The organism is Variovorax sp. KBW07 (assembly GCF_003852515.1).
In the GTDB taxonomy this organism is placed as follows: Bacteria; Pseudomonadota; Gammaproteobacteria; order Burkholderiales; family Burkholderiaceae_C; genus Variovorax.
The window spans coordinates 146,304-170,232 of sequence record NZ_QAJK01000024.1 but is presented as its reverse complement, the minus strand read 5'-3'; the positions used below and the strand labels follow the sequence as shown (position 1 = coordinate 170,232).

Below are 23,929 nucleotides of genomic sequence, written 5' to 3'. Positions count from 1 at the left end.
GAGGGGAGCACCCGGTGTCCTTCGCACGAGCCCCTGAAAGCCGCGCAAATTCAGCGCTCTTTACGCAGCAAAAATCCCCGAAGCCTCGCATTCACAGGCTCCGAATAAAACCGAGCAACACCCCAAGCCACCACCACCGAGACTGCGACAAAGAACGCCAGCGCCGGAAGCTTGTAGACCTCCCCCATCGCCCCGCGCGGCACGAAGCTGCGCATCAACCCCAGCACGATGATGTGGAACAGGTACAGCTCGTAGCTGTGCCGCCCCAGCCATCGCAGCCCTGCCAGCGCCCTGCTCCGCAACGCCCAGCCCGGCACACGCTCGTCGTGCGCGCCCACCAGCAGCACCGCCGTCCCTGCAGCGATGGCCGTGAAGCCCAACACCTCGTTGCCGTGAATCCCGCGCAGGTACGTCACCGCCACAAGGCATGCCGCCGCCAGCTGCAACTGCCGCCCGCCCCAGCCCCGCAGGCTTGCGCGCCGCGCCAGCAACGCCGCGCAGCACCCGAACGCCACGGCGTCGAAGCACGCCAGGTAGCCGTACATGAAGTAGATCTCGTCGTCCGCATGAAAGCCCCGATAGATCGGCCCTGCCACGATCGCCAGCACCCACACGGCCACGATGGCCCACGGCCGCTTCAGCCCGATGCACAGCAACGGGAACGCGAGGTAGAACACCTCTTCCACCGACAGCGACCAGTAGATGTTCATCGCATAGTTGAAGTACCACGCGTGCTGCATCAGCACGTTGTGCCAGAAGCCCAGCACCGACAGCACCGCCACCGGGTAGCCCACCTCGGGCCAGCCCGGCTTGGCGACGTTCATGAACGCAGGCTGCTTCAACACCAGCCCCAGCACGACGATCACCGCCAGCGCAACCACCAGGCACGGCACGATCCGCGCGAAGCGAAACGCATAGAAGCTGCGCAGGTCCACGTTGCCCAGGCTGCCATGGCGCCGCAGCGTGGTCGAGGTGATGAGGTAGCCCGAGACCACGAAGAACATGGTCACGCCGTAGTTGCCATTGCGCGCCACGGCCCTGATGAATTCGACCGGCAGTACGGCGGCCAGCGGACTGTCGACCAACGAATACGACAGGTGGAAGTGCAGCAACAGCACGAGCGAAATCGCGATCCCGCGGAGCACGTCGATCCTGAAATTCCGGCCCTGAACCAACGAGGCAAGTGCGGCAGATGCGGCGGCAGTACTGCCGTTGGCGGCCGTGGACGGCGGGCGAAGCGATGACATGGGGAAAACACCTAGGAAGCGAACGCCGACGAGCTTAAACGAGCGCGCCACGAGGGAAACCGCGCGCCTGTCGCCTCCGCGCGCCTCGCAAAAAGCCCCCTCGGCGCTGGCCCGCAATTTGCAATATCGACTCAAAATGACAGAAAATTTTCTTAACTGACTTATATTTGTAAACTAGTTTTCATAAACGCACCCTTCCGGGGTGCCCCACTCCACGCATGAGCACCAACGTCGACACCCCAGGCACCACCGTGGCCCAGCGCATCGCGCAGGCATTGCCACGGCTGACGCGATCGCACCGGCAGGTGGCCGACTACGTGCTGGAGCACCCGCTGCAGGTGGCCACGCTGCCCATCGACGAGCTCGCGGCTGCGGTGGGCGTGTCGGTGGCCACGGCCAACCGCTTCGCACGCGCGCTGGACTTCGACGGCTACGCCACTTTCCGCGCCGAGCTCGTGCGCGGTTTCGAATCGCTGGTGGCGCCAGTGGAGCGCCTGCGCGGCAACCTGGAGCACCCGACCACGGTGGCCGAGGTGTTCGCCACCGCGCTCGACGAGAGCCGCCGCAACATCGAAGCCACGCGACAGACGCTGGACTACACCGCCTGCGAAGCCGCGGTGGAACGCATCGGCAAGGCGCGCACGGTCTACATCGCGGGCTTCGGCGCCAGCGGCTGGCTCGCGGGCCTGCTGCAGCACGGGCTGGACAGCAGCTGCCGCGACGTTCGCCTGCTGCCCGGCGTGAGCGGCGTCACGCACGCGGCCCGCTCGCTGATGCACGCGGGCCCGAAGGACGTGTTCATCGGCCTGACTTTTCCGCGCTACCTGACCGACACCGTGATGCTCGCGCAGATCGCACGCGAGCAAGGCTGCGGCGTGATCGCGCTCACCGACCGCCCGACCTCGCCGATGGCGCCGCTGGCCGACGTGGCGCTGTATTGCCAGACCGAAACCAGCTACCGCCCGAACTGCGAGACCAGCGTGCTGGCGCTGGTCGAGGCGCTGACCAGCGCGGTGGCGCTGCGCGCGCCCGACCCGGTGCAATCGGCCCGCCGCACCTTGCAGGTGTTGCGCCCCTGGCTGCACGGCGCCAACGGGCTGCCGCGCATCGACGGCCCCTCCGCACGCTCGGCCGGCCTGTCCGGTACATCCGGCATGTACGGCACCTCCAGCACCTCCGCCGATGGCGCCGCCCTGAATGGCGCCAGCAAGAAAAAGAAGAAAGCTTCCCGATGAAGAACACCACGCCCGTTATCGCCATCCACGGCGGCGCCGGCACCATCAGCGCCTCGACGACCAGCCCCGAGCAGGCGCAGGCGTACCACGACGCCCTGAAGAACATCGTGAGCGCCGCGCAGGCCATGCTGCTGAAGGGCGCCTCCGCGCTCGACACCACCTGCCTGGCCGTTGAAATGCTCGAAGACTGCCCGCTCTTCAATGCGGGCTACGGCGCAGTGTTCACGCACGACGAAACCCACGAGCTCGATGCCGCCGTGATGGACGGCGCCACGCTGGCCGCCGGCGCCATTGCCGGCGTGTGGCACGTTCGCCGCCCGGTGCGCGCCGCGCGTGCCGTGCTCGAAGACGGCGCCCACGTGCTGCTGGCCGGCGCGGGCGCCGAAGCCTTTGCACGCGACCGCGGGCTGGAAATGGTCGAGCCCTTCTTCTTCTCGACCGAGGCGCGCCGCCAGCAGCTGTACCGCGTGCGCGACACCGGCCGCGTGGTCACCGACCACGAAGGCGCCGCCATGACGCCGCCGCTCGACGAAGACAAGAAGTTCGGCACCGTGGGCGCCGTGGCGCTCGACATGCACGGCCACCTGGCCGCCGCCACCTCGACCGGCGGCATGACCAACAAGCGCGTCGGCCGCGTCGGCGACACGCCGCTCATCGGCGCCGGCACCTATGCCGACGACCGCACCGCCGCCGTGTCGTGCACCGGCAGCGGCGAAATGTTCATCCGCGTTGCCGCGGCCCACGACGTCTGCGCCCGCATGGCCTACGGCGGTGCCACGCTCGAAGCCGCCACGCATGCCGTGGTGCAGCAGTCGCTGCCCGCCATCGGCGGCACCGGCGGGCTGATCGCCATCGACCGCCACGGCAACCTGAGCCTCGCCTTCAACACCGAAGGCATGTACCGCGGCCACGCACGCGGCAACGAAGCGCCGCACACGGCCATCTTCGCCTGACGCCGCACAGCACGCACGCCGCAGCCCCCTCTTTTCCTCGCACTCCCATGTCCACCCCTGCCCTCGCCCTGCCGGACGGCCGCGTTCTCGCCGTCGACGACCTTACCGTTCGCTTCTCGACTTCCGAGCGCACGGTCGATGCCGTCAAGAAACTGTCTTTCCACGTCGACCATGGCGAAACGCTCGCGGTGGTGGGCGAATCGGGTTCGGGCAAGTCCGTTACCTCGCTCGCGCTGATGCGGCTGGTGGAGCATGGCGGCGGCCGCATCCTGGGCGGCAGCATGGCGTTTCGCCGCCGCAACGGCGAAGTGCTCGACCTGGCGCAGGCACGCGACGGCACCATGCGCGGCATTCGCGGTGCCGACATCGCGATGATTTTCCAGGAGCCGATGACCTCGCTGAACCCGGTGTTCACCGCCGGCGACCAGATTGCCGAAGCCATCCGCATCCACCAGGGCAAGAGCAACGCGGCCGCGCGCGCCGAGGCGCTGCGCATGCTGGAGCTGGTGCGCATTCCCGAAGCGCGCAACGTGCTCGACCGCTTTCCGCACCAGCTGTCGGGCGGCATGCGCCAGCGCGTGATGATCGCGATGGCGCTGTCGTGCAAGCCGCAGCTGCTGATTGCCGACGAGCCCACCACCGCACTCGACGTGACCATCCAGGCGCAGATTCTCCAGCTCATTCGCGAGCTGCAGAAAGAGATGCGCATGGGCGTGCTCTTCATCACGCACGACATGGGCGTGGTCGCTGAAATTGCCGACCGCGTGCTGGTCATGTACCGCGGCGACAAGGTCGAAGCCGGTACGTCGGACCAGGTGTTCGCCTCGCCGCAGCACCCCTACACGAAGGCGCTGCTGTCGGCCGTGCCGAAGCTCGGTGCCATGCAGGGCACCGACCTGCCCGCCAAGTTCGAGCTGCTGCGCACCGAAGGCAACACCGGGACCGAAACCGAAACCGTGCCCTCCGGCACCGACACCGCGCCGCAGACCACCGTGCGCGACGAAGCCGGCCCCATCCTGCGCGTGCGCGACCTGGTGACGCGCTTCGACGTGCGCAGCGGCATCTTCGGCCGCGTGAAGCGGCGCGTGCATGCGGTCGAAAAAATCAGCTTCGACCTGTACCCCGGCGAAACGCTGGCGCTGGTCGGTGAGTCGGGCTGCGGCAAGTCGACCACCGGCCGCTCGCTGCTGCGCCTGGTCGAAAGCCAGAGCGGTGCCATCGAGTTCGGCGGCCAGAACATCCGCGAGCTGCCCACGCGCGAGCTGCAAGCGCTGCGCCGCAACATCCAGTTCATTTTCCAGGACCCGTTCGCATCGCTCGACCCGCGCGTGACGGTCGGCTTCTCGATCATGGAGCCGCTGCTCATCCACAACATCGCCAAGGGTGCCGAGGCGCAGAAGCGCGTCGACTGGCTGCTGCAGAAGGTCGGCCTGCCGCCCGAAGTGGCGCAGCGCTATCCGCACGAGTTCTCGGGTGGCCAGCGCCAGCGCATCGCAATTGCGCGCGCACTGGCCCTGAACCCGAAGGTGGTGGTGGCCGACGAATCGGTGTCGGCGCTCGACGTGTCGATCCAGGCGCAGATCGTCAACCTCATGCTCGACCTGCAGCGCGAGCTGGGCGTGGCTTTTCTTTTCATCTCGCACGACATGGCGGTGGTCGAACGCATCAGCCACCGCGTGGCCGTGATGTACCTGGGCCAGATCGTCGAGATCGGCCCGCGCCGCGCGGTGTTCGAGGCACCGCAGCACGCCTACACCCGCAAGCTGATGGCGGCCGTGCCGGTGGCCGACCCGTCGCGCCGCCACAAGCCGCGCGCGCTGCTCGAAGGCGAGATTCCCAGCCCCATTCGCGCGGTGGGCGACGAGCCCGACGTGCCGCCGCTGGTGCAGGTCGCGCCCGGCCATTTCGTTGCACGCCACGCCATCGGCGGGGCTTTCTGAAGCCAAGTTTTTCTCAACCCGCAGGCGTTTCCTTCTCCTGCTTTTTTCCACGAACCGACTGGAGTTCTTCCATGAAGCAATCTTCTTCCTCCCTGCGATGGGCATCCGCACTGCTGGGCCTGGCCGCCATTGCCGCTTCGGGCACGGCGCTGGCCGCGAAAGACGTGGTGCTGGCCATCGGCTACCAGCCGGAAACGCTGGACCCGTACAACACCAACACCACCATCACCACCGCAGTGACCAAGACCTTCTATGAAGGCCTGTTCCAGTTCGACAAGGACCTGAAGGTGCAGAACGTGCTCGCCGAGAGCTACGACGTGTCGAAGGACGGCCTGGTCTACACCATCAAGCTGCGCACCGGCGTCAAGTTCCACGACGGCACCGACTTCAACGCCGAAGCCGTGAAGGTCACGCTCGACCGCGTGCTCAACCAGGACAACAAGCTGCTGCGCTACAACCAGTTCAACCGCGTGGGCAAGGTCGAGGCCGTCAACGCCAGCACCGTGCGCATCACGCTGAAGGAGCCCTTCGGCCCCTTCATCAACTCGCTGGCCCACGCATCGGCCGCGATGATCTCGCCCACCGCGCTGAAGAAGTGGGGCAACAAGGACATCGCCTTCCACCCCGTGGGCACCGGCCCCTTCGAGTTCGTCGAGTGGAAGCAGACCGACGCCGTCAAGGCCAAGAAGTTCGACGGCTACTGGAAGAAGGGCTTCCCCAAGATCGACAACCTGCAATGGAAGCCGGTGCTCGAGAACAACACGCGCGCCGCCATGCTGCAGACCGGCGAAGCCGACTTTGCCTTCCCCATTCCCTACGAGCAGGCCGAGCTGCTGAAGAAGAGCGACAAGCTCGAAGTGGTGGCATCGCCCTCGATCATCACGCGCTTCCTGGCATTCAACATGCTGCAAAAGCCGTACGACAACCCGAAGGTGCGCGAAGCCATCGGCTACGCCATCAACAAGGAAGCGCTGTCGAAGGTGGCCTTCGGCGGCTATGCCTTCCCCGCGCAAGGCGTGATGCCCCAGGGCGTGAAGTTCGCCGAGAAGATGGCGCCCATTCCCTACGACGTGAAGAAGGCCAAGGAACTGCTGGCCGAAGCCGGCTACCCGAACGGTTTCGAGTCGGTGCTGTGGAGCGCCTACAACAACACGACCAGCCAGAAGACCATCCAGTTCGTGCAGCAGCAGCTCGCGCAAGTGGGCATCAAGCTGCAGGTGCAGGCGCTCGAAGTGGGCCAGCGCACCGAGCAGGTCGATGCATGGCCCGATCCCAAGACGGCCAAGGTCCGCATGTACTACACGGGCTGGTCGTCGTCGACCGGTGAAGCCGACTGGGGCCTGCGTCCGCTGTTCGCTTCCGAGTCGTGGGCACCGAAGCTCAACAACATGTCGTTCTACAAGAGCGACGTGGTCGACACGGCACTCGCCAAGGCGCTGGTGACGGTGGACGACAAGGAAAAGGCTGCGCTCTACAAGACCGCGCAGGACGAGATCCGCAAGGACCTGCCGCGCGTGCCGCTGGTCACCGAGCAGAACCTGTCGGCGCACGCCAAGCGCCTGTCGGGCGTGTTCGTGATGCCCGACGCCAACATCAACATCGACGCGATGTCGGTGTCGAACTGATCGAGCGCTCTTCGTTTCCTGACTGACTGTCCCGCGGGCGGCGGCCTCCTGCCGCCGCCCGCCCGAGACAACCGTACCCCATGCTGAATTACTTCCTCAAACGACTGTTGGGCCTGATCCCGACACTGCTCATCGTGGCAGTGCTGGTGTTCCTGTTCGTCCACATGCTCCCCGGCGACCCGGCGCGCCTTGCCGCCGGACAGGACGCCGACGAGCAGACCGTGGCCATGGTGCGCCAGGAGCTGGGCCTCGACAAGCCGCTGCCACAGCAGTTCGTGAGCTTCTTCACCCACATGGTGCAAGGCGACTTCGGCACATCGATCCGCACGCGGCGGCCGGTGTCGACGGAAATTGCCGAGCGCTTTTTCCCGACGGTGATGCTGACCATCACCAGCATGGTGTGGGCGGTGATCTTCGGCATGGGGATCGGCATCGTTTCCGCGGTGTACCGCAACAAATGGCCAGACCGGCTGGGCATGACGCTCGCCGTGTCGGGCATCTCATTTCCCGCATTTGCCCTGGGCATGCTGCTGATGCAGATCTTCTCGGTCCAGCTCGGCTGGCTGCCCACCGTGGGCGCCGCCACCTGGAAGCACTACATCCTGCCCTCGATCACGCTGGGAGCGGCCGTCGCGGCCGTGATGGCGCGCTTTACGCGTGCGTCGTTCGTCGAAGTGATCCAGGAAGACTTCGTGCGCACCGCGCGTGCCAAGGGCGTGCACGAAACCAGCGTGGTGTTCAAGCACACGCTGCGCAACGCGCTGATTCCGGTGGTCACCATGATGGGCCTGCAGTTCGGCTTCCTGCTGGGCGGCTCCATTCTTGTGGAGGCGGTCTTCAACTGGCCGGGCCTGGGCCGCCTGCTGGTGGACGCGGTGCAGATGCGCGACTACCCCGTCATCCAGACGCTGGTGCTGCTGTTCTCGCTCGAATTCATCCTGATCAACCTCGTGGTCGATGTGCTGTACGGCTACATCAACCCGACCATCCGCTACAAGTGAGCAAGCAGCCATGACGCAAGCTACCGGCGTGCCTGCCGAATCCATAGTTCCACTGTCCCCCGTTGCCGTTGCGCTGACCGCCGGCAAGGTCCGCACGCCCTGGGGCGAATGCTGGCGCCGCTTCAAGAAACAGCCCGTGGGCATCGTGGCGGCCATCTTCGTGCTGCTGCTGGTGTTCGTCGCGGTGTTCTCGCCGTGGATCGTGCCCTTCGACCCCGAGAACTTCTTCGACTACGACATGCTGAACAGCGGGCCTTCGGCCACGCACTGGTTCGGCGTCGATCCGCTGGGCCGCGACATCTTCAGCCGCATCCTGGCGGGCACGCGCATTTCGCTGGCGGCCGGCTTCCTGTCGGTGCTGGTGGGCGGCTTCATCGGCACCACCTTCGGCCTGCTCGCGGGCTACTACGAAGGCTGGTGGGACCGCATCGTGATGCGCGTCTCCGATGTGCTGTTCGCCTTCCCCGGCATCCTGCTGGCGCTGGGCGTGGTGGCCATCCTGGGCAGCAGCATGACCAACGTGGTGGTGGCCGTGTCGGTGTTCAGCGTGCCGGCCTTTGCGCGCCTGGTGCGCGGCAACACGCTGGTGCTGAAGCAGCAGACCTACATCGAGGCCGAGCGCAGCATCGGCGCGTCGGACTGGACCATCATCGTGCGGCACATCCTGCCGGGCACCATCTCGTCGATCGTGGTGTATTTCTCGATGCGCGTGGGCACCTCGATCATCACGGCGGCCAGCCTGTCGTTCCTGGGCATGGGCGCGCAACCGCCAACGCCCGAGTGGGGCGCCATGCTGAACGAAGCGCGCGCCGACATGGTCACGTCGCCGCACGTGGCGCTGTTCCCGAGCCTGGCCATCTTCTTCACCGTGCTCGCCTTCAACCTGCTGGGCGATGCACTGCGCGACGCGCTCGATCCGAAGATCGACCGCGAGTAAATTCTCTCTTTCATGCCCTCCACTCCGCAGATCACGCAGCCAGCCACCCTGCCCTTCATCGGCCACCTGCTCCAGGGCGAACGCAACACCATCACCGACGTCGCGGGCGTCACGGTCGGCCACAAGACGCTGGACGACGGTGGCGTGCAGACCGGCGTGACGGTCATCCGGCCGCATGCCGGCGACACCTTCCGCGACAAGGTGCCGGCCGCCGCCGTGGTGCTGAACGGTTTCGGCAAGAGCGTGGGGCTGGTGCAGCTCGCCGAGCTGGGCGTGCTCGAAACGCCGATCGCGCTGACCAACACTTTCTCGGTCGGCACGGTGGGCACGGCGCAGATCCGCCAGTGCGCGGCGGCCAACCCCGAGACGGGCCGGGCGCTGCCCACGGTGAATCCGCTGGTCTTCGAGTGCAACGACGGTTTCCTGAACGACATCCAGCGGTTGGCCGTGACCGAGGCCGACTACCTGCAGGCCTTCGACAGCGCCTCCACCGATTTCGCGCAGGGCTCGGTCGGCGCGGGGCGCGGCATGTCGAGCTTCCAGCTGAAGGGCGGCATCGGCAGCGCATCGCGCCGCGTGTCGTCGCGCGACGGCGGGCTGCACACGGTCGGCACGCTGGTGCTGGCCAACTACGGCCGCCAGCCGCAGATGCTGCTGGCGGGCCATGCGGTGGGCGAACGGCTGGCGGCGCTGCAGGCCGCGCGCGGCATTCCGCCCTCGGCCGCTTCGAACGAGCCCGAGAAGGGCTCGATCATCATCGTCGTCGCCACCGACGCACCGCTCGATGCGCGGCAGCTGCGCCGGCTGGCGCTGCGCGCGGGCGCGGGGCTGGCCCGCACGGGCTCGGTCTTCGGCCATGGCAGCGGCGACATCGTGCTGGCTTTTTCGACCGCCTACACCGTGCCCGACCGCGTCGAGCGGCCGATGCCGGCCGTGGCGATGCTGCACGACGGGCTGCTCGACGGGCTGTTCCAGGCCGCGGCCGACAGCACCGAGCAGGCCATTCTTCATGCGCTGTGGCGCGCCACGCCCGTCACCGGGCGCGACGGCAACCACCGCGCCGCGCTCGGCGAACTGCTGCCGGCGTCTTCCCTTCTTTCACCTCTCGCCTGACACTTCGCGCCCATGAAAGTCCTGATCTCCACCGACATCGAAGGCGTTGCCGGCGTCTACCACCCCGAGCAAACGCGCCAGGGCAATCCGGAATACGAGCGCGCCCGCCTGCTGATGGCACACGAGGCCAACGCGGCCATCTCGGGCGCCTTCGACGCCGGTGCCACCGAGGTGCTGGTGAACGACTCGCACGGCGGCTTTCGCAACATGCCGCCCGACGTGCTCGATGCGCGTGCGCGCGTGGTGCAGGGCAAGCCGCGCTACCTGAGCATGGTGGCGGGTGTCGAAGAAGGCGTGGACGCGGTCTGCATGGTGGGCTACCACTCGCGCGCGCAGGGGCGCGGCATCCTGGCGCACACCATCAACGGCTTTGCCTTTGCCGGCATCTGGTTCGGCGGGCAGGAACTGGGCGAAGCCGGGGTGTACGGCGCGCTGGCCGGCGAATACGGTGCCCCGGTGGTCATGGGCAGCGGCGACGACGTGTTCATCGCCGAGAACCGGCCGCTCTTTCCGCACGCGACCTTCGTGCAGACCAAGCGCGCCACGGGCAACACCAGCGGCGTGTCGCTGTCGCCCGAGCAGTCGCGCCATGCGATTCGCGCGGGCGTCGAAGAAGCGCTGGCCGCGCGCGCCGGGGCCACGCCCCTGGTGTTCAGGGGCCCGCAGGTGGTCACGCTGCGTTGCCAGACGCCCGCGCTGGCCGACCTGTTCTGCCAGTGGCCGAGCTTCGAACGCATCGACGGCGTGACCCTGCGCTTCACAGCCGACAAGGTGGAATCGGCCGTGCGCATGCTGAACTGCTGCTCGGCCATGTCGACGATGCTGCGCTGAAGCGCCTCGCCGACCCCTTCTCTCGTATTTATCCCGCGTAGCCCAGGGCCGGCGCCGTGCTGCGGCCACCCTGTTCCAGCTTGAACTCGCCGACGATCTTCGACAGGCTGCCCGCCTGCTCCTGAAGCGACTGGGCGGCGGCCGAAGCCTCTTCGACCAGCGCCGCGTTCTGCTGTGTCGCCTGGTCCATCTGCGTGATGGCCTGGTTGATCTGCTCGATGCCCGAGGTCTGCTCCTGGCTGGCCGCGCTGATCTCGCCCATGATGTCCGTCACGCGCTTCACGCTGCCGACGATCTCGTCCATGGTGCGGCCCGCATCGGCCACCTGCCGGCTGCCCTCCTCGACCTTTTCGACGGAGTTGCCGATCAGCGTCTTGATCTCCTTGGCCGCGGCGGCCGAGCGTTGCGCCAGGCTGCGCACTTCGGAAGCCACCACCGCAAAGCCGCGGCCCTGATCGCCCGCACGCGCGGCTTCGACGGCCGCGTTCAGCGCCAGGATGTTGGTCTGGAAGGCAATGCCGTCGATGACGCCGATGATGTCGACGATCTTCTTGGACGACGCATTGATCGAGCCCATCGTGTCGACCACTTGCGACACCACGCTGCCGCCCTTCACCGCCACTTCCGACGCCGACGTGGCCAGCTGGTTGGCCTGCCGCGCGTTGTCGGCGTTCTGCTTCACGGTGGACGTGAGCTCTTCGATGGACGCTGCCGTCTGCTCCAGCGAACTGGCCTGCGCTTCGGTGCGCGACGACAGGTCGTGGTTGCCCATGGCGATCTGCGTGCTGGCCGTCGAGACGTTCATCACCACGCCATGCACCTGCATCAGCGAGCCTTGCAGGGCCGAGCGCATCAGGTCCAGCGCGTGCAGCAGGCGGCCGGTTTCGTCCTTGGCGTAGCTCGATTGCGGGCTGCCCGTCAGGTCCATGTCGGCAATCGACTGGGCAATGGTTTCGGCGCTGCGCAGCGGCTGCGTGATGCTGCGGGCCAGCAGCCAGGCCAGCAGCGCGCCCAGCACCAGGCTCACGGCGGAGCAGACGATCAGCAGCGTGCGGGTCTGCGCCTGCAGGTCGTTGGCGCGGGCGGCGGCGGCGTCGAGCTGCTCGCGCTGCATGTCCACCACCTGCTGCACGCCGGCCAGGTAGCTGGTCGAGGTGGGCTGGAACTGGGCGTCGAAGGCGCGATTGGCGCCCGCCAGGTCGCCCGCCAGCTTGAGCTTGCTCACTTCTTCCCGCGAGGCCAGGTAGGCCTTGCGCAGGTTGCCGACCTTCTCGAACAGCTCGCGCTCCGCGGGCTTGACCAGCTTGGTCTCGATGAATTTCTGCAGCTCGTTGGTGTCCTTGATCGACTTGGCCGTGGCCGGCGCGAAGTAGTCGATCAGGCTGGCGTCGCTGCTCTTGGCAATGGCCGCCGCGCGCTGCACGCCCGAGGTGGTGTGGCGCAGCCAGTCGGAGCCCGCGCGCTCGGTCTTCACGTTGTCCTGGATCATGGTGTCGATCTCCAGGCTCAGTTGCTGCAGCTTCAGCACCGCGGCGACGCTGGTGGCGAGAAAGAGCGCCAGGATGGCGCCCAGCACGATGGCGAGGCGCTTGCCAATTGAGACGTTGCTCAAGAACATGATCTGACTCCAGAAACTCAAGGGGGACGGAACGACGGGCGCAAGGCAGGGGCAGCGCCGCCGGAATCGGGACAAGGAGCGGCACGATGGCCGCTCTCCATGGCTGGATATCGGCAGCCCGGGTGAAAACTTTAGGCAACGTCGGCCATGGCTTGCCGCGGCTCACCCCACGCCAGCCGGAACGCCGCCCTGTTCCTAGAATTCCCGGGTCGGCCGGCGCCGTTCCGGCGTCCGCGCCTTATCCGGAATAAGCATCCAACCGCCCGGAAACCCGCATGGATGCTGGTGAATATGCTTATCCGCATAAGGCGCGAACCAAAAAATAGTTTGCTTCCATAAGGGGCGCTTTCAGAATCTCGGCTTCTTGCTGGGGCGCCCCGTTTCACGATCGGCACCGCACTTCTCCAAGACACACACGCACGATGTACCAATACACAGAATTCGATCGCCAGTTCGTTCACCAACGGGCCGCCCAGTTCAGAGACCAGCTCGAGCGCTGGCAAAAGGGCCGCCTGCACGAGGACGAGTTCCGCCCGCTGCGGCTGCAAAACGGCTGGTATGTCCAGCGCTACGCGCCGATGCTGCGCGTGGCCGTGCCCTACGGCGAGCTTTCGAGCCGCCAGCTGCGCGTGCTGGCAAAGATCGCCCGCGAATACGACGAGCCCGAAGCCGAGGTCTACAAGAAGGCCATCGAGACGCAGGGCCTGCTGGGCAGCCACAAGCTGCCGACCCACTACGCCCACTTCTCGACGCGCCAGAACGTCCAGTACAACTGGATTCCGCTGTCGAAGTCGGCCGACGTGATGGACCTGCTGGCTTCGGTCGACATGCACGGCATCCAGACCAGCGGCAACTGCATCCGCAACATCACCAGCGACGAACGCGCCGGCATTGCCGTCGACGAAATTGCCGATCCGCGCCCGTTCGCGGAAATCATGCGCCAGTGGAGCACGCTGCACCCCGAGTTCGCGTTCCTGCCGCGCAAGTTCAAGATTGCCATCACCGGTGCCACCGAAGACCGCGCCGCCACCGGCTGGCACGACGTGGGCTTGCACGTGGTGAAGAACGAGGCCGGCGAAATCGGCTTCCGCGTGCAGGTGGGCGGCGGCATGGGCCGCACGCCGATCATCGGCACCGTGCTGCGCGAGTTCCTGCCCTGGCAGCAGATCATGAATTACCTCGAAGCGGTGATTCGCGTCTACAACCGCTATGGCCGCCGCGACAACATCTACAAGGCGCGCATCAAGATCCTGGTGAAGGCCGAGGGCCAGCGCTACATCGACGACGTGGATGCCGAGTACAAGCAGATCCTGGAGCACGACGGCGCACCGCACACCATCACGCAGGAAGAGTACGACCGCGTGGCCGCCTCCTTCGTGCCGCCGACGCTGGCCACCCGCGTGCTGCAGAGCGCCGAGAAGACCGATGCCGAGCTGCGCACCCACGCCGCCGAAGACGTGCAGTTCGCGCGCTGGCTGGCCCGCAACGTGGCACCGCACAAGAACCCCGCGCTGCGCGCCGTCACGCTGTCGTTCAAGCGCCTGAAGCAGGCGCCCGGCGATGCCTCGGCCGACCAGCTCGACACGCTCGCGCTGCTGGCCGACCGCTTCTCGGCCGGTGAAGCCCGCGTGACGCACGACCAGAACGTGGTGCTGCCCTGGGTGCATGCCGAAGACCTGCACGCGCTGTGGCTCGCCGCCCGCGCGGCCGGCTTTGCCAGCGCCAACGTGCACCTGCTGACCGACATGATCGCCTGCCCCGGCGGCGACTTCTGCGCGCTGGCCAATGCGCGCTCGATTCCCATCGCCGAAGCCATCACCGAGCGCTACCAGGACCTCGACGAGCTCGACGACCTCGGCGAGATCGACCTGCACATCAGCGGCTGCATCAACTCCTGCGGCCACCACCACAGCGGCCACATCGGCATCCTGGGCGTCGACAAGGACGGCAAGGAGTGGTACCAGGTCACGCTGGCCGGCTCCGATGGCTCCGCGCTCAGCGGTCCGTCGCAGGCCGGCAAGGCGGTCGGCCCCTCGTTCTCGGCAGCCGAAGTGCCGGGCGTGATCGAGGCCGTGCTCACGACCTACCGCGACACCCGCACCTCGGGCGAGACCTTCATCGACACGCTGCGCCGTGTCGGGCACGACCCGTTCAAGGCCGCGGCCAACGGTGCGCGATTCAAGGTGGAGGAGGCAGCATGAACAAGACGCTCAATATTCTTTCCGCCGAAGAACACATCGACGACGGCGACCCGAAGGTCCTGCAGCTGGCCAACGATGCCGACCCGCTCGCCATCGAGGTGTGCCTGGCGGACATCGAGCGCATCGACCTGAACTTTCCGAAGTTCACCGATGGCCGCGCCTACAGCCAGGCCTTCCTGCTGCGCCGCCGGCTGGGCTTTACCGGCGACATCCGCGCCACGGGCGACGTGCTGATCGACCAGCTGGTGCAGATGGAACGCACCGGTTTCTCCAGCGCCGTGCTGAAGGAAGGTGTGGACGCCTCCGACGCGCAGCGCCAGTTCGACCGGTTCAACGCCTTCTACCAAGGCGATGCGGTGAAGACGGCACCGCACTTCGTGACCGCCGGCAACTGAGACCGCACCGGAGCCTTCGACATGAGCATCGCCACGGACATCGACACCGACTTCGCACGCATCAACACCGACCTCGGCCGCAATGCCGAGGGCCTGGTGGACTGGGCCATCGGCCTGGGCCAGCCCGCGATCATCACGACCAATTTCCGCCCTTACGAGGCGGTGATCCTGCACATGGTCACGCGTGCCAGGCGCGATGTTCCCGTGGTCTGGATGGACAACGGCTACAACACCGAAGCCACCTACCGCTTTGCCGACGAGGTGACGAAGCAGTTGGGCCTCGACCTTCACATCTACCTGCCGCGCCGTTCGCGCGCGCATCGCGAAGCGGTGGAAGGCCCGACGCCCGCGCTCGACGATCCGCGCCATGCCGCCTTCACGGAAGAAGTGAAGCTGGAGCCCTTTGCCCGTGCGCTGCGCGAAACGGCGCCCAAGGTGTGGTTCACCGCACTGCGGGCCACCGACACGGCCGTGCGCGCGCAGATGGACCCGGTCAGCGTCAACCCCGACGGGCTGATCAAGGTCGCGCCGCTGTTGCACTGGTCGTCCAAGGACCTGTACGAATACTGCGAGAAGCACGGCCTGCCGAACAACTTCGACTACGTGGACCCGACCAAAGGCGAAGACAACCGCGAGTGCGGACTGCATCTCGCGCACTGAGCGCCAACGCTTCACCGCTTCTTCGCATTCAGCACACACCCCATGAACGCCCGAACCGAAACCGAACTGCTGCTGCCGCCCATGCACTCTCCCGCGCGCCTGTCCAACACGCACCTCGATGCGCTGGAAGAAGAAACCGTCTTCATCCTGCGCGAAGTGGCGGCCGCCTTCGAGCGCCCCACCCTGCTGTTCTCGGGCGGAAAAGATTCGCTGGTGCTGCTGAAGTGCGCGGAAAAAGCGTTCGGCGCGGGCCGCATTCCGTATCCGCTGCTGATGATCGACACCGGCCACAACTTCCCTGAAGTGACGGCCTACCGCGACCAGCGCGCCAAGGAACTGGGTGCCGAGCTGATCGTGCGTAACGTCGAAGATTCGATGAAGCGTGGCACCGTGCGCCTGGCCCACCCCGGCGAATCGCGCAACGCGCACCAGTCGGTCACGCTGCTCGAAGCGATTGAAGAATTCCGCTTCGACGCGCTCATCGGCGGCGCCCGCCGCGACGAAGAAAAGGCGCGCGCCAAGGAACGCATCTTTTCGCACCGCGACTCGTTCGGCCAATGGCAGCCGAAAGACCAGCGGCCCGAGTTGTGGACGCTGTTCAACACGCGCCTGGCTCCGGGCGAGCACTTCCGCGTGTTCCCGATCTCGAACTGGACCGAACTCGACGTGTGGCAATACATCGAGCGCGAGCACGTGGGCCTGCCGTCGATCTACTACACGCACAAGCGCGAAGTGGTCGAGCGCCGCGGCCTGCTGGTGCCGGTGACCGAACTCACCCCGCCGCGCGACGGCGAAACCGTGCAGGTGCGCGACGTGCGCTTTCGCACCGTGGGCGACATCACGACCACCTGCCCGGTCGAAAGCCTGGCGGCCGACGCGGGCGACGTGGTGCTGGAAACGCTGTCGGTCGATGTCAGCGAACGCGGCGCCACCCGCATGGACGACATGACGTCCGAAGCATCCATGGAAAAACGCAAGAAAGACGGTTACTTCTGATGAGCGCGACGACTGCTGCTACCCCTGTGAACACCGCCGCCGCCAATGCGCACGGCGACACCGGCACCGCCCTGCGCTTCATCACCTGCGGCTCGGTCGACGACGGCAAGAGCACGCTCATCGGCCGACTGCTGGTCGACAGCAAGACGGTGCTGCAAGACCAGCTCGCCGGCGTTCAGCGCGGCGGCGAAACCGACCTGGCCCTGCTGACCGATGGCCTCTCGGCCGAGCGCGAACAGGGCATCACCATCGATGTGGCCTACCGCTACTTCTCGACCGCCAAGCGCAAGTTCATCATCGGCGACGCGCCGGGCCATGAGCAGTACACGCGCAACATGGTCACCGCCGCCTCGGCCGCCGATGCCGCCGTGGTGCTGGTCGATGCGACCAAGCTGGCCTGGGCCGCCGAGGTGGAAGACGGCACCGTGGTCAAGCGCGAGCTGCTGCCGCAGACGCGCCGCCACACGCTGCTGGCGCATCTGCTGCGCGTGCAGTCGATCGTGTTCGCGGTCAACAAGCTCGATGCCATCGACGACGCGGCCCTGGCCTTCGAGCGCATCTCGACCGCGCTGAACGCCTTTGCCGAAGCGGCCGGCGTGCAGGTGGCCGGCATCGTGCCGATCTCGGCGCTCAAGGGCTGGAACGTGGCCACGCGCCATGCCGACTGGGTCGGCTACGAAGGCCCGAGCCTGCTCTCGCTGCTCGAAGACCTGCCCGTGACCGCGCAGGACGAGGCCGTGCCCTTCGCCTTCCCGGTGCAGTGGGTCGAGAAGTTCTCGGCCTCCGCCGACACCTCGCAGGGCCGCCGCGTGTTCTGGGGCCGTGTCGCCTCGGGCCATGTGGAACCCGGCCAGCGCGTGACCGTGCTGCCGAGCAACCAGACCGCCACCGTCGCCCAGGTGCTGAGCCATACGCGCCAGCCGAAGACGGTGCATGCGGGCCACAGCGCCGGCATCGTGCTCGACCGCGAGGTCGACGTGTCGCGCGGCGACTGGCTGCTGGCGCCCGGCGCCTTCGAGCCGGTGCGCGAAATTACCGCCACCGTGGCCTGGCTCGACGACGAGCCGCTGGTCGCGGGCCGCGTGTACTGGGCGCTGCAGGGCCATCGCTGGGTCAAGGCCAAGGTGGCGCGCATCGTCGACCGCGTGAACATCACCACGCTCGAATCCGAACCCGCCACGCAGCTGGAAGCCAATTCCATCGGCGACGTGGTGCTTGCATTGCAGCAGCCGCTGGCGGTGCTTCCCTTCACGCAATCGCGCGCGCTGGGCTCTCTTGTGCTGGTCGATACGGCCTCCCACAAGACCGCTGCGGCCGTGCTCGTGCAGCCCGCCGCCGCAAGGGCCTAAAATCAGGGGTTTTCCCCGACCAAACTGACGTTAAAAAACAAATGACCCACGTCGTCTCCGAAGCCTGCATCCGTTGCAAATACACCGACTGCGTGGACGTTTGCCCCGTCGACTGCTTCCGCGAAGGTCCCAACATGCTGGTGATCGACCCGGACGAGTGCATCGATTGCGCGGTCTGCATCCCCGAATGCCCGGTCAACGCGATCTACGCCGAAGAAGACCTGCCGGCCAACCAGATCGCCTTCATCAAGATCAATGCCGAGCTGGCCGTGGCCGACGGCTGGAAGAGCATCACCAAGCGCAAGCCCGCGCTGCCCGATGCCGAAGAGTGGAAAGACAAGACCGACAAGGTCGGGGAGCTGGTGCGCTGAACCAGCCCACCGCGCCCATCGAAACCGACGCGCTGATCGTCGGCGCCGGCCCTGTCGGGTTGTTCCTGGCCTTCCAGCTGGGCCTGCTTGAAATTTCCTGCCACATCGTCGATGCACTGCCCGCCGCGGGCGGCCAGTGCGTGGCGCTGTATGGCCACAAGCCGATCTACGACATTCCCGGCACGCCGGTGACCAGCGGGCGTGAACTCGCGCAATCGCTGCTGCAGCAGGTGGCGCCGTTCAAGCCGCAGTTTCACTTCGGAGAACAGGTGGCCACGATGGCGCGGCAAGACGACGGGCGGCTGCTGATGACCACGTCGGCGGGCACATCTTTTCTTGCGAAAACCGTCTTCATCGCCGCGGGTGTCGGGGCCTTCGTGCCCAAGCGCATCGCCATCGAGGACATCGGCCGCTTCGAGGGCCAATCGCTCTTCTACCACCCCGATTCGCTGGACCGCTTCGCCGGTCAGGCGGTGGTGGTGAACGGTGGCGACGACATCGCGTTGGAAACCGCCATTGCCCTCGTTGCAACGGCCAGGCAGGTCACGCTGGTTCACCGGCGCGACGGCTTCCAGGCCGACGAAGCCATCGTGGCATCGATGCGCGCCTTGGTCGCGGCCGGCAAGCTGGCCTTCAGGGTCGGGCAGCCGACCGCCTTCGACGGCAAGCAGCTGCAAATCACCACGCCCGACGCCACCACCGTCGACCTGCCGCTCGACGCGCTGGTCGCCTGCCTCGGCATTTCGCCGCGCCTGGGCCCGATCGCCGACTGGGGCCTGGAGCTCGAACGCAAGCAGGTGCCTGTCGACACCGAAAAATACGAGACGCGCGAGCGCGGCGTGTTTGCCGTGGGCGACATCAACACCTACCCGGGCAAGAAGAAGCTCATCGTCTGCGGCTTCCACGAAGCCACGCTGGCCGCCTGGGGCGCCACGGCCATCGTGTTCCCCGGCAAGGCCGTGCCGCTGCAGTACACGACCACCAGCACCCGCCTGCACGAGTTGCTGGGCGTGACCGTTCCGCGCTAGGCAGCTGCAGCGGCGTTCGCGGCGGCCGGCAACAGCGCCCGGTATTCGCCGATGAAGCTGCCGATGGCGGCAACGAAGCGGTCGATGTCCTCGTCCGTCACCGGCAGCGACAGCACCACGAAACCGCGTGGCGAGGTGTAGATGCCCTGCCCTATCAGGTGAAAGAACAGCAACTGTCGCAGCCGCCCGTCGACCGCCGCCAGGTCGTCGGACCGCAGCACTTCGCCCTGCACGAAATGCGCGTTCATCAGCGAGCCCACGCCGGTGAACTGCATGGCCACGCCCTCTTTGGCGCACAGCGCGTTCAAACGCGTGCGCATGGCGTCGCCCCGGTCGGCCAGTGCGCCCGCCGCCTCGGGCGTGAACAGCTTCGTCAGGCCCGCATGGCCGGCCGCCATCGTCATCACGTTGTTGTTGAAGGTGCCCGAGTGCGCGAGCGGCCCCGTGCGCGGGTCGAACAGCGCCATCACGTCGCGGCGGCCACCGAATGCGCCGAACGACATGCCACCGCCGATGTACTTGCCCAGCGTCGTCAGGTCGGAGCGGATGCCCAGCTTGTTGGCTAAACCATGCGGCGCGAGCCGCGAGGTCATGACTTCGTCGAAGACCAGCAATGCACCAACGCGCGTGGCCCCGTCGCGCAACGCCTGCAGAAAGTCGAGCCGCCCCGGAATGCAGCCGCCCGCGCCCTGCATCGGCTCCACCAAAACGGCGGCGATCTCCGGGCCGTGCCTGTCGATCTGCTCACGCGCGGCCTGCACGTCGTTGTAGGGCAGCACCAGGAAGTCGAAGGGCACGGTCGTCGGCGACGGCTTGGCGCCAAAGCCCAGCACGCCGCCGTGATAGCCGCCCGAGAACACCACGATCTTGCGGCGCCCCGTGAAATGCAGCGCCGCTGTGAGCGCCATCAGGTTCGCCTCGGTGCCCGAGTTGGTGAAGCGCAGTTGCTCGACCTGCGGAAAGCGCTCGCAGATGGTCTGGGCCAGACGCCCTTCGAGCAGGTTGTGGCCCGTGAGATTGATGCCACTCTTCATCGCCTCGATGACGGCATCGCGGATCTCGGGCGCCGAGTGGCCGTAGACACCGGCCGTGTACTCGGCGATGAAGTCCGCATAGCGATGCCCGTCGGCGTCCCACAGCGCGGCGCCCTCGCCTTTGGCGATGGTCAGCGGAAACGGTGCGTAGAACAGCACCGAGCGGCTGTTGGCGCCAGGCATGTAGCGCGCCTGTTCTTCGAACTGGCGCAGGCTGGTCGGGTTGCTGTCGGTAAAGCGCCGGTGTGCTGCGGCAAGGGCCTGGTCGATCGCGGTGTCGGTCATGGGAAGTGTCCTCTCGATGATGGCGTGCCCAAGCGCTTGCGGCACGATTAATTGATCAATGCTCAATTAATATTGTTTATACGATCAATTGATCGACTGCACAATGGCGGCTTCCATGAAGAAAACACCCGCCACGCCAGCCAAGCCCACCAAGCCCCCGCCCAGGACGGCCGGCCGCCCCGTTGGCGGCGGCGCGCTGACGAAGCAGCGCATTGCCGAAGCGGCGCTCGAGCACATCGACGAATTCGGCCTCGGGGCTTTCAGCATGCGCGAGATCGCGGCACGGCTGGGCGTGTATCCGGCCACGGTGCACTGGCACGTGAGCACGCGCGAAGCGCTGCTGGCCGAAGTGGCCGCCACGGTCATGGCCGAAGTCACGCCGCCAGCGGGAAAACTGAGCTGGCAGGCATGGATCGCCGAGCTGTTCCGCCGCTGCCGCGCCACCGTGCGGCGTCATCCGAATGTGGCGCAGTTGCTGGGCGCGCAGCTGGTGTCCAACGGCAGCCTGCCGACGGAGCTGGTCGAGGGCGTGCTCGCGGCGCTGGTCGAAGCAGGCTTCGAAGACGAATCGCTGCTGGAGGCCTACAACTGCGTGATCGCGGCAATGCTGGGTTTCGTGACGATGGAGTTCTCGCCCCTGCCCTCCGACAACACGCAGGCCTGGGCCGAAGAGCTGCGTGAGCGCGTCCACACGATTCGTCCGCTCGACCACCCGGTGCTCACGCGCCACCTGCCGCTGCTGGCCAACAAGGCCTTCATCGTGCGCTGGGACAACGGCAGCACGGTGCCGCTGGACAGCAGCTTCGAGCGGCACGTGCAGATCACCATCGACGGGCTGGAAGCCTTCGCCCGCAGGATCGTCAAGGCAGCGTAGGTTCCGTCAGTTCGTAGAGCACCATCCGCGTCTGCCGCCCGCGCAGCTCGACCAGTTCCTCGATGCGGCGCGCCGGCAGCCGCCCTTGCAGCCCCGCGAACGTGGCCTCGGAAATCAGCGTGCGCGTGCCCAGCTGCTTGTTGATGCCTTCGATGCGGCTGGCCACGTTGATCACGTCGCCGAGCGCGGTGTACGACAGCCGGTCGCTGGAGCCGAGCACGCCCGCGATCACCATGCCCGTGTGGATGCCGATGCGCGTGCTGAACTCGTTCAACCCTTCACCCCGCCACTTGCGGTTGAGCGCGCCCATCTCGGCATGCAGTTCGAGCGACGCCACGCAGGCGTGGTACTCCGCATCGGGCAGGTCGGCCGGCGCGCCCCACAGCACCATGATGCCGTCGCCCATGAACTTGTCGACCACGCCGCCGTGCCGTGCGAACACGCGCGTGGCAAGGTTGAAGTACTCGGTCAGCTGCCGCATCAGCACGTCGGCCTCCATCGACTCCGAGATGCTGGTGAAGCCTTCCACGTCGGTGAACATCGCGGTGATGCGGCGCGGCGAACCGCTGGGCGCGAGCGTGTGGCCCTCGGCGATGAGCTGCTTGATGACGTCGACCGGCACGAACTTGCTGAAGGCCTTCAGGCTGCGCGCGGAATCGTCGAGCGCCTGGTTGAGGTGCTGGATCTCGAGCACCCGGCTCTTTTCGAGCGGGAGGTTGTCCAGCTCCAGCCGGCCGATGCGGCGGGCGGTGCGCGAGAGGTTTTCGATGGGCGCGGTGACCAGCTTCGACAGGCGCAGCGAAATGAAGAGCGCCATGGCCAGGAAGCTCAGCGTCAGGATCAGCGACCACAGCACGTTGCGGTGCAGCACGCCGAGCAATGCGTCTTCGGGCTCCCAGCTGACGAGCCGCCAGCCCGTGCCCGCGATGACCGACGTCTGCACGCGGTAGCGCTCCCCGTCGTGGTCGAGCGTGAAGGCCGTGTCTTCGGTCCAGCCCCTGCTGCCGTTGGCCAGCATGTGCGCATGCAGCGCGCCGAGCACGCCGCCTTCGGGGTCTTCCAGCACGCGGACCGCGTGGGGCTGGTCGCCGCGTGCGATCACGTGGTGGTCGGCGCTCAGCATTGCGCTGTTGCCGTGGCCGGTGCCGCCGAACATCCGCACCAGGTTCGAGAGATGCCCCAACGACACGTCGGCCGCCACCACCAGCGTCTGGGGCCGGCCTTCGTCGTCGCGCCGGTGGCTGGGCCGCGCGTGGCTCACGCCCAGTTCCTTCTCGGCGGGCAGCAGGAAAGGCGCGGTCCACACCGCGTGCCCGGCCTTCTCGGCCTGCACGTATTCGTCGTCCTGCGTCGGGTCGTCGTCGCTGCGAAAGGCCTCGATGCGGGTCGTTGCATAGCGCTGCCTCGGGTCGCCGTCGTTGCCCTCGGCATCGGGCGGCTGCTTGTATTCCCACGTCTCGGTGCTGAAGGTGGCGTCGCGCAGCACCTGCCGCACAGCGGGGACGGGCTGGCGCAGCGCCTCCAGTTCGTGGCCGTCGTCGCTGGTCACGCCGATGCTGTCGATCTCGGGCGTCTGCTCCAGTGCGGTCCAGAGCAGCTCGGCGGTCTGGTCGCCGTCATCGCCCGCGGGATGCAGGCTGGGCGTGTGGGCAATGGCCCGCACCAGCGCTTCGGTCTTGGCGAGGAAGGCCAGCACGTTGTCTTCGACCCGGTCATGGTTGACCTTGTGCGCCGACTCGCCGACCCTGGACACCAGTTGCTCCGCGCCCCAGTAGCCGAAGGCCACCAGCAGCAGCGACTGCAGCAGCGCGACGGCGCAGATGATGGTGCCTACGTCGACCCTGAAGCGGCGCAGGCGCGCGCGCGGGGTATCGGGACCGGCCGGCGCGGCGCCCGCTGCCGCCGTCACTGTGGCGGGGTGCCTGAAATCATCTGCCATGGGGTTCCTCTCTCACGCATCCGGAAAAATGCGCCCTCGTTGTTCGCCGCGATTTTCCTCCTGCGGCCGCATGCAATGACATGGTTGGCAGTGCGCTTTCCGGCAGGGGATAAAATCCGGCCCGCGCCGCGGTTCGCCGTGGCGCATTGCTAGGGGTGTCGAGCCGGAATCCGTTCCGGGGCTGACTGAGAGAGTCCCTTTGAACCTGACTGAGGTAATCCTCGCGCAGGGAAGCTGGTCCGGCGGCCTGTCGCGTTGTCTCGCGCGACGGCCGAGCCGCTGGAGCCTCGCCCACCT

Annotated in this window: 20 protein-coding genes and 1 riboswitch; of the genes, 16 read left to right on the top strand and 4 right to left on the bottom strand. The window is 66.9% G+C overall.

Annotated elements, in window-relative coordinates:
- Positions 1–50: 50 nt before the first annotated feature.
- The gene (locus DBV14_RS05345; protein WP_260396821.1) at positions 51–1,151 is read right to left on the bottom strand and encodes an acyltransferase; all 1,101 of its coding nucleotides are present in this window, start codon (positions 1,149–1,151) and stop codon (positions 51–53) included.
- 314 nt (positions 1,152–1,465) lie between these two features.
- Between DBV14_RS05345 and DBV14_RS05340 the strand changes: the two genes are divergently transcribed.
- The 8 genes from DBV14_RS05340 to DBV14_RS05305 all read left to right on the top strand — a co-directional run bounded on the left by DBV14_RS05340 (position 1,466) and on the right by DBV14_RS05305 (position 10,882).
- A complete protein-coding gene (locus tag DBV14_RS05340) occupies positions 1,466–2,482 on the top strand; it encodes a MurR/RpiR family transcriptional regulator (RefSeq protein ID WP_124458148.1) in 1,017 nt (338 codons plus the stop codon).
- Entirely contained in the window at positions 2,479–3,435 is a 957-nt protein-coding gene (locus tag DBV14_RS05335; RefSeq protein ID WP_124458147.1) for an isoaspartyl peptidase/L-asparaginase family protein, read from the top strand. Before DBV14_RS05340 ends, DBV14_RS05335 begins: the two co-directional genes overlap by 4 nt.
- Before the next feature lie 47 nt (positions 3,436–3,482).
- Complete coding sequence (locus DBV14_RS05330) at positions 3,483–5,375, top strand: dipeptide ABC transporter ATP-binding protein (RefSeq protein WP_124458146.1); 1,893 nt, start codon at positions 3,483–3,485, stop codon at positions 5,373–5,375.
- A 71-nt stretch (positions 5,376–5,446) separates the two neighbouring features.
- Positions 5,447–7,000: a glutathione ABC transporter substrate-binding protein GsiB gene (gsiB, locus tag DBV14_RS05325; RefSeq protein ID WP_124458145.1), complete on the top strand. Its 1,554-nt coding sequence runs from the start codon at positions 5,447–5,449 to the stop codon at positions 6,998–7,000.
- 80 nt (positions 7,001–7,080) lie between these two features.
- A complete protein-coding gene (gsiC, locus tag DBV14_RS05320; protein ID WP_124458144.1) occupies positions 7,081–8,001 on the top strand; it encodes a glutathione ABC transporter permease GsiC in 921 nt (306 codons plus the stop codon).
- 10 nt (positions 8,002–8,011) lie between these two features.
- Positions 8,012–8,938: a glutathione ABC transporter permease GsiD gene (gene gsiD, locus DBV14_RS05315; RefSeq protein WP_124458143.1), complete on the top strand. Its 927-nt coding sequence runs from the start codon at positions 8,012–8,014 to the stop codon at positions 8,936–8,938.
- Between the two features lie 12 nt (positions 8,939–8,950).
- The gene (locus tag DBV14_RS05310) at positions 8,951–10,051 is read left to right on the top strand and encodes a P1 family peptidase (RefSeq protein WP_124458142.1); all 1,101 of its coding nucleotides are present in this window, start codon (positions 8,951–8,953) and stop codon (positions 10,049–10,051) included.
- 12 nt (positions 10,052–10,063) lie between these two features.
- Positions 10,064–10,882 (top strand): M55 family metallopeptidase, encoded by an 819-nt coding sequence (locus tag DBV14_RS05305; protein ID WP_124458141.1) that lies wholly within the window; start codon positions 10,064–10,066, stop codon positions 10,880–10,882.
- A gap of 28 nt (positions 10,883–10,910) precedes the next feature.
- Here the strand turns inward: DBV14_RS05305 and DBV14_RS05300 are convergent, their stop codons facing one another.
- On the bottom strand, positions 10,911–12,500 hold the full coding sequence (locus DBV14_RS05300; protein ID WP_124458140.1) for a methyl-accepting chemotaxis protein: 1,590 nt from the start codon (positions 12,498–12,500) through the stop codon (positions 10,911–10,913).
- A gap of 422 nt (positions 12,501–12,922) precedes the next feature.
- On the opposite strand from DBV14_RS05300, the gene DBV14_RS05295 reads away from it, so the two are divergent.
- Genes DBV14_RS05295 through DBV14_RS05265 form a run of 7 tightly spaced genes read left to right on the top strand, consistent with a single transcriptional unit; the run spans position 12,923 to position 19,500 of the window.
- Positions 12,923–14,701 carry a nitrite/sulfite reductase gene (locus DBV14_RS05295; protein WP_124458139.1) on the top strand — a complete coding sequence of 593 codons (1,779 nt, stop codon included), beginning with the start codon at positions 12,923–12,925 and terminating at the stop codon, positions 14,699–14,701.
- The gene (locus DBV14_RS05290) at positions 14,698–15,096 is read left to right on the top strand and encodes a DUF934 domain-containing protein (protein ID WP_124458138.1); all 399 of its coding nucleotides are present in this window, start codon (positions 14,698–14,700) and stop codon (positions 15,094–15,096) included. Before DBV14_RS05295 ends, DBV14_RS05290 begins: the two co-directional genes overlap by 4 nt.
- 21 nt (positions 15,097–15,117) lie before the next feature.
- Complete coding sequence (locus tag DBV14_RS05285) at positions 15,118–15,756, top strand: phosphoadenosine phosphosulfate reductase family protein (protein WP_124458137.1); 639 nt, start codon at positions 15,118–15,120, stop codon at positions 15,754–15,756.
- Between the two features lie 42 nt (positions 15,757–15,798).
- A complete protein-coding gene (cysD, locus tag DBV14_RS05280; protein WP_124458136.1) occupies positions 15,799–16,752 on the top strand; it encodes a sulfate adenylyltransferase subunit CysD in 954 nt (317 codons plus the stop codon).
- Complete coding sequence (locus DBV14_RS05275) at positions 16,752–18,101, top strand: sulfate adenylyltransferase subunit 1 (protein WP_124458135.1); 1,350 nt, start codon at positions 16,752–16,754, stop codon at positions 18,099–18,101. Before cysD ends, DBV14_RS05275 begins: the two co-directional genes overlap by 1 nt.
- A 41-nt stretch (positions 18,102–18,142) precedes the next feature.
- The gene (gene fdxA, locus DBV14_RS05270) at positions 18,143–18,472 is read left to right on the top strand and encodes a ferredoxin FdxA (RefSeq protein ID WP_093240594.1); all 330 of its coding nucleotides are present in this window, start codon (positions 18,143–18,145) and stop codon (positions 18,470–18,472) included.
- On the top strand, positions 18,430–19,500 hold the full coding sequence (locus tag DBV14_RS05265) for an NAD(P)/FAD-dependent oxidoreductase (RefSeq protein ID WP_124458134.1): 1,071 nt from the start codon (positions 18,430–18,432) through the stop codon (positions 19,498–19,500). The genes fdxA and DBV14_RS05265 overlap by 43 nt, the downstream gene beginning before the upstream one ends.
- Here DBV14_RS05265 and DBV14_RS05260 read toward each other — a convergent pair.
- A complete protein-coding gene (locus DBV14_RS05260; protein WP_124458133.1) occupies positions 19,497–20,819 on the bottom strand; it encodes an aspartate aminotransferase family protein in 1,323 nt (440 codons plus the stop codon). The two genes, DBV14_RS05265 and DBV14_RS05260, sit on opposite strands and share 4 nt — an antisense overlap.
- Before the next feature lie 115 nt (positions 20,820–20,934).
- On the opposite strand from DBV14_RS05260, the gene DBV14_RS05255 reads away from it, so the two are divergent.
- On the top strand, positions 20,935–21,693 hold the full coding sequence (locus DBV14_RS05255) for a TetR/AcrR family transcriptional regulator (protein ID WP_124458132.1): 759 nt from the start codon (positions 20,935–20,937) through the stop codon (positions 21,691–21,693).
- On the opposite strand, the gene DBV14_RS05250 is transcribed toward DBV14_RS05255, so the two are convergent.
- A complete protein-coding gene (locus tag DBV14_RS05250; RefSeq protein ID WP_124458131.1) occupies positions 21,680–23,632 on the bottom strand; it encodes an adenylate/guanylate cyclase domain-containing protein in 1,953 nt (650 codons plus the stop codon). The genes DBV14_RS05255 and DBV14_RS05250 overlap by 14 nt on opposite strands.
- 141 nt (positions 23,633–23,773) lie before the next feature.
- A riboswitch (TPP riboswitch) is annotated at positions 23,774–23,881 on the top strand.
- The last annotated feature ends 48 nt before the right edge of the window (positions 23,882–23,929 follow it).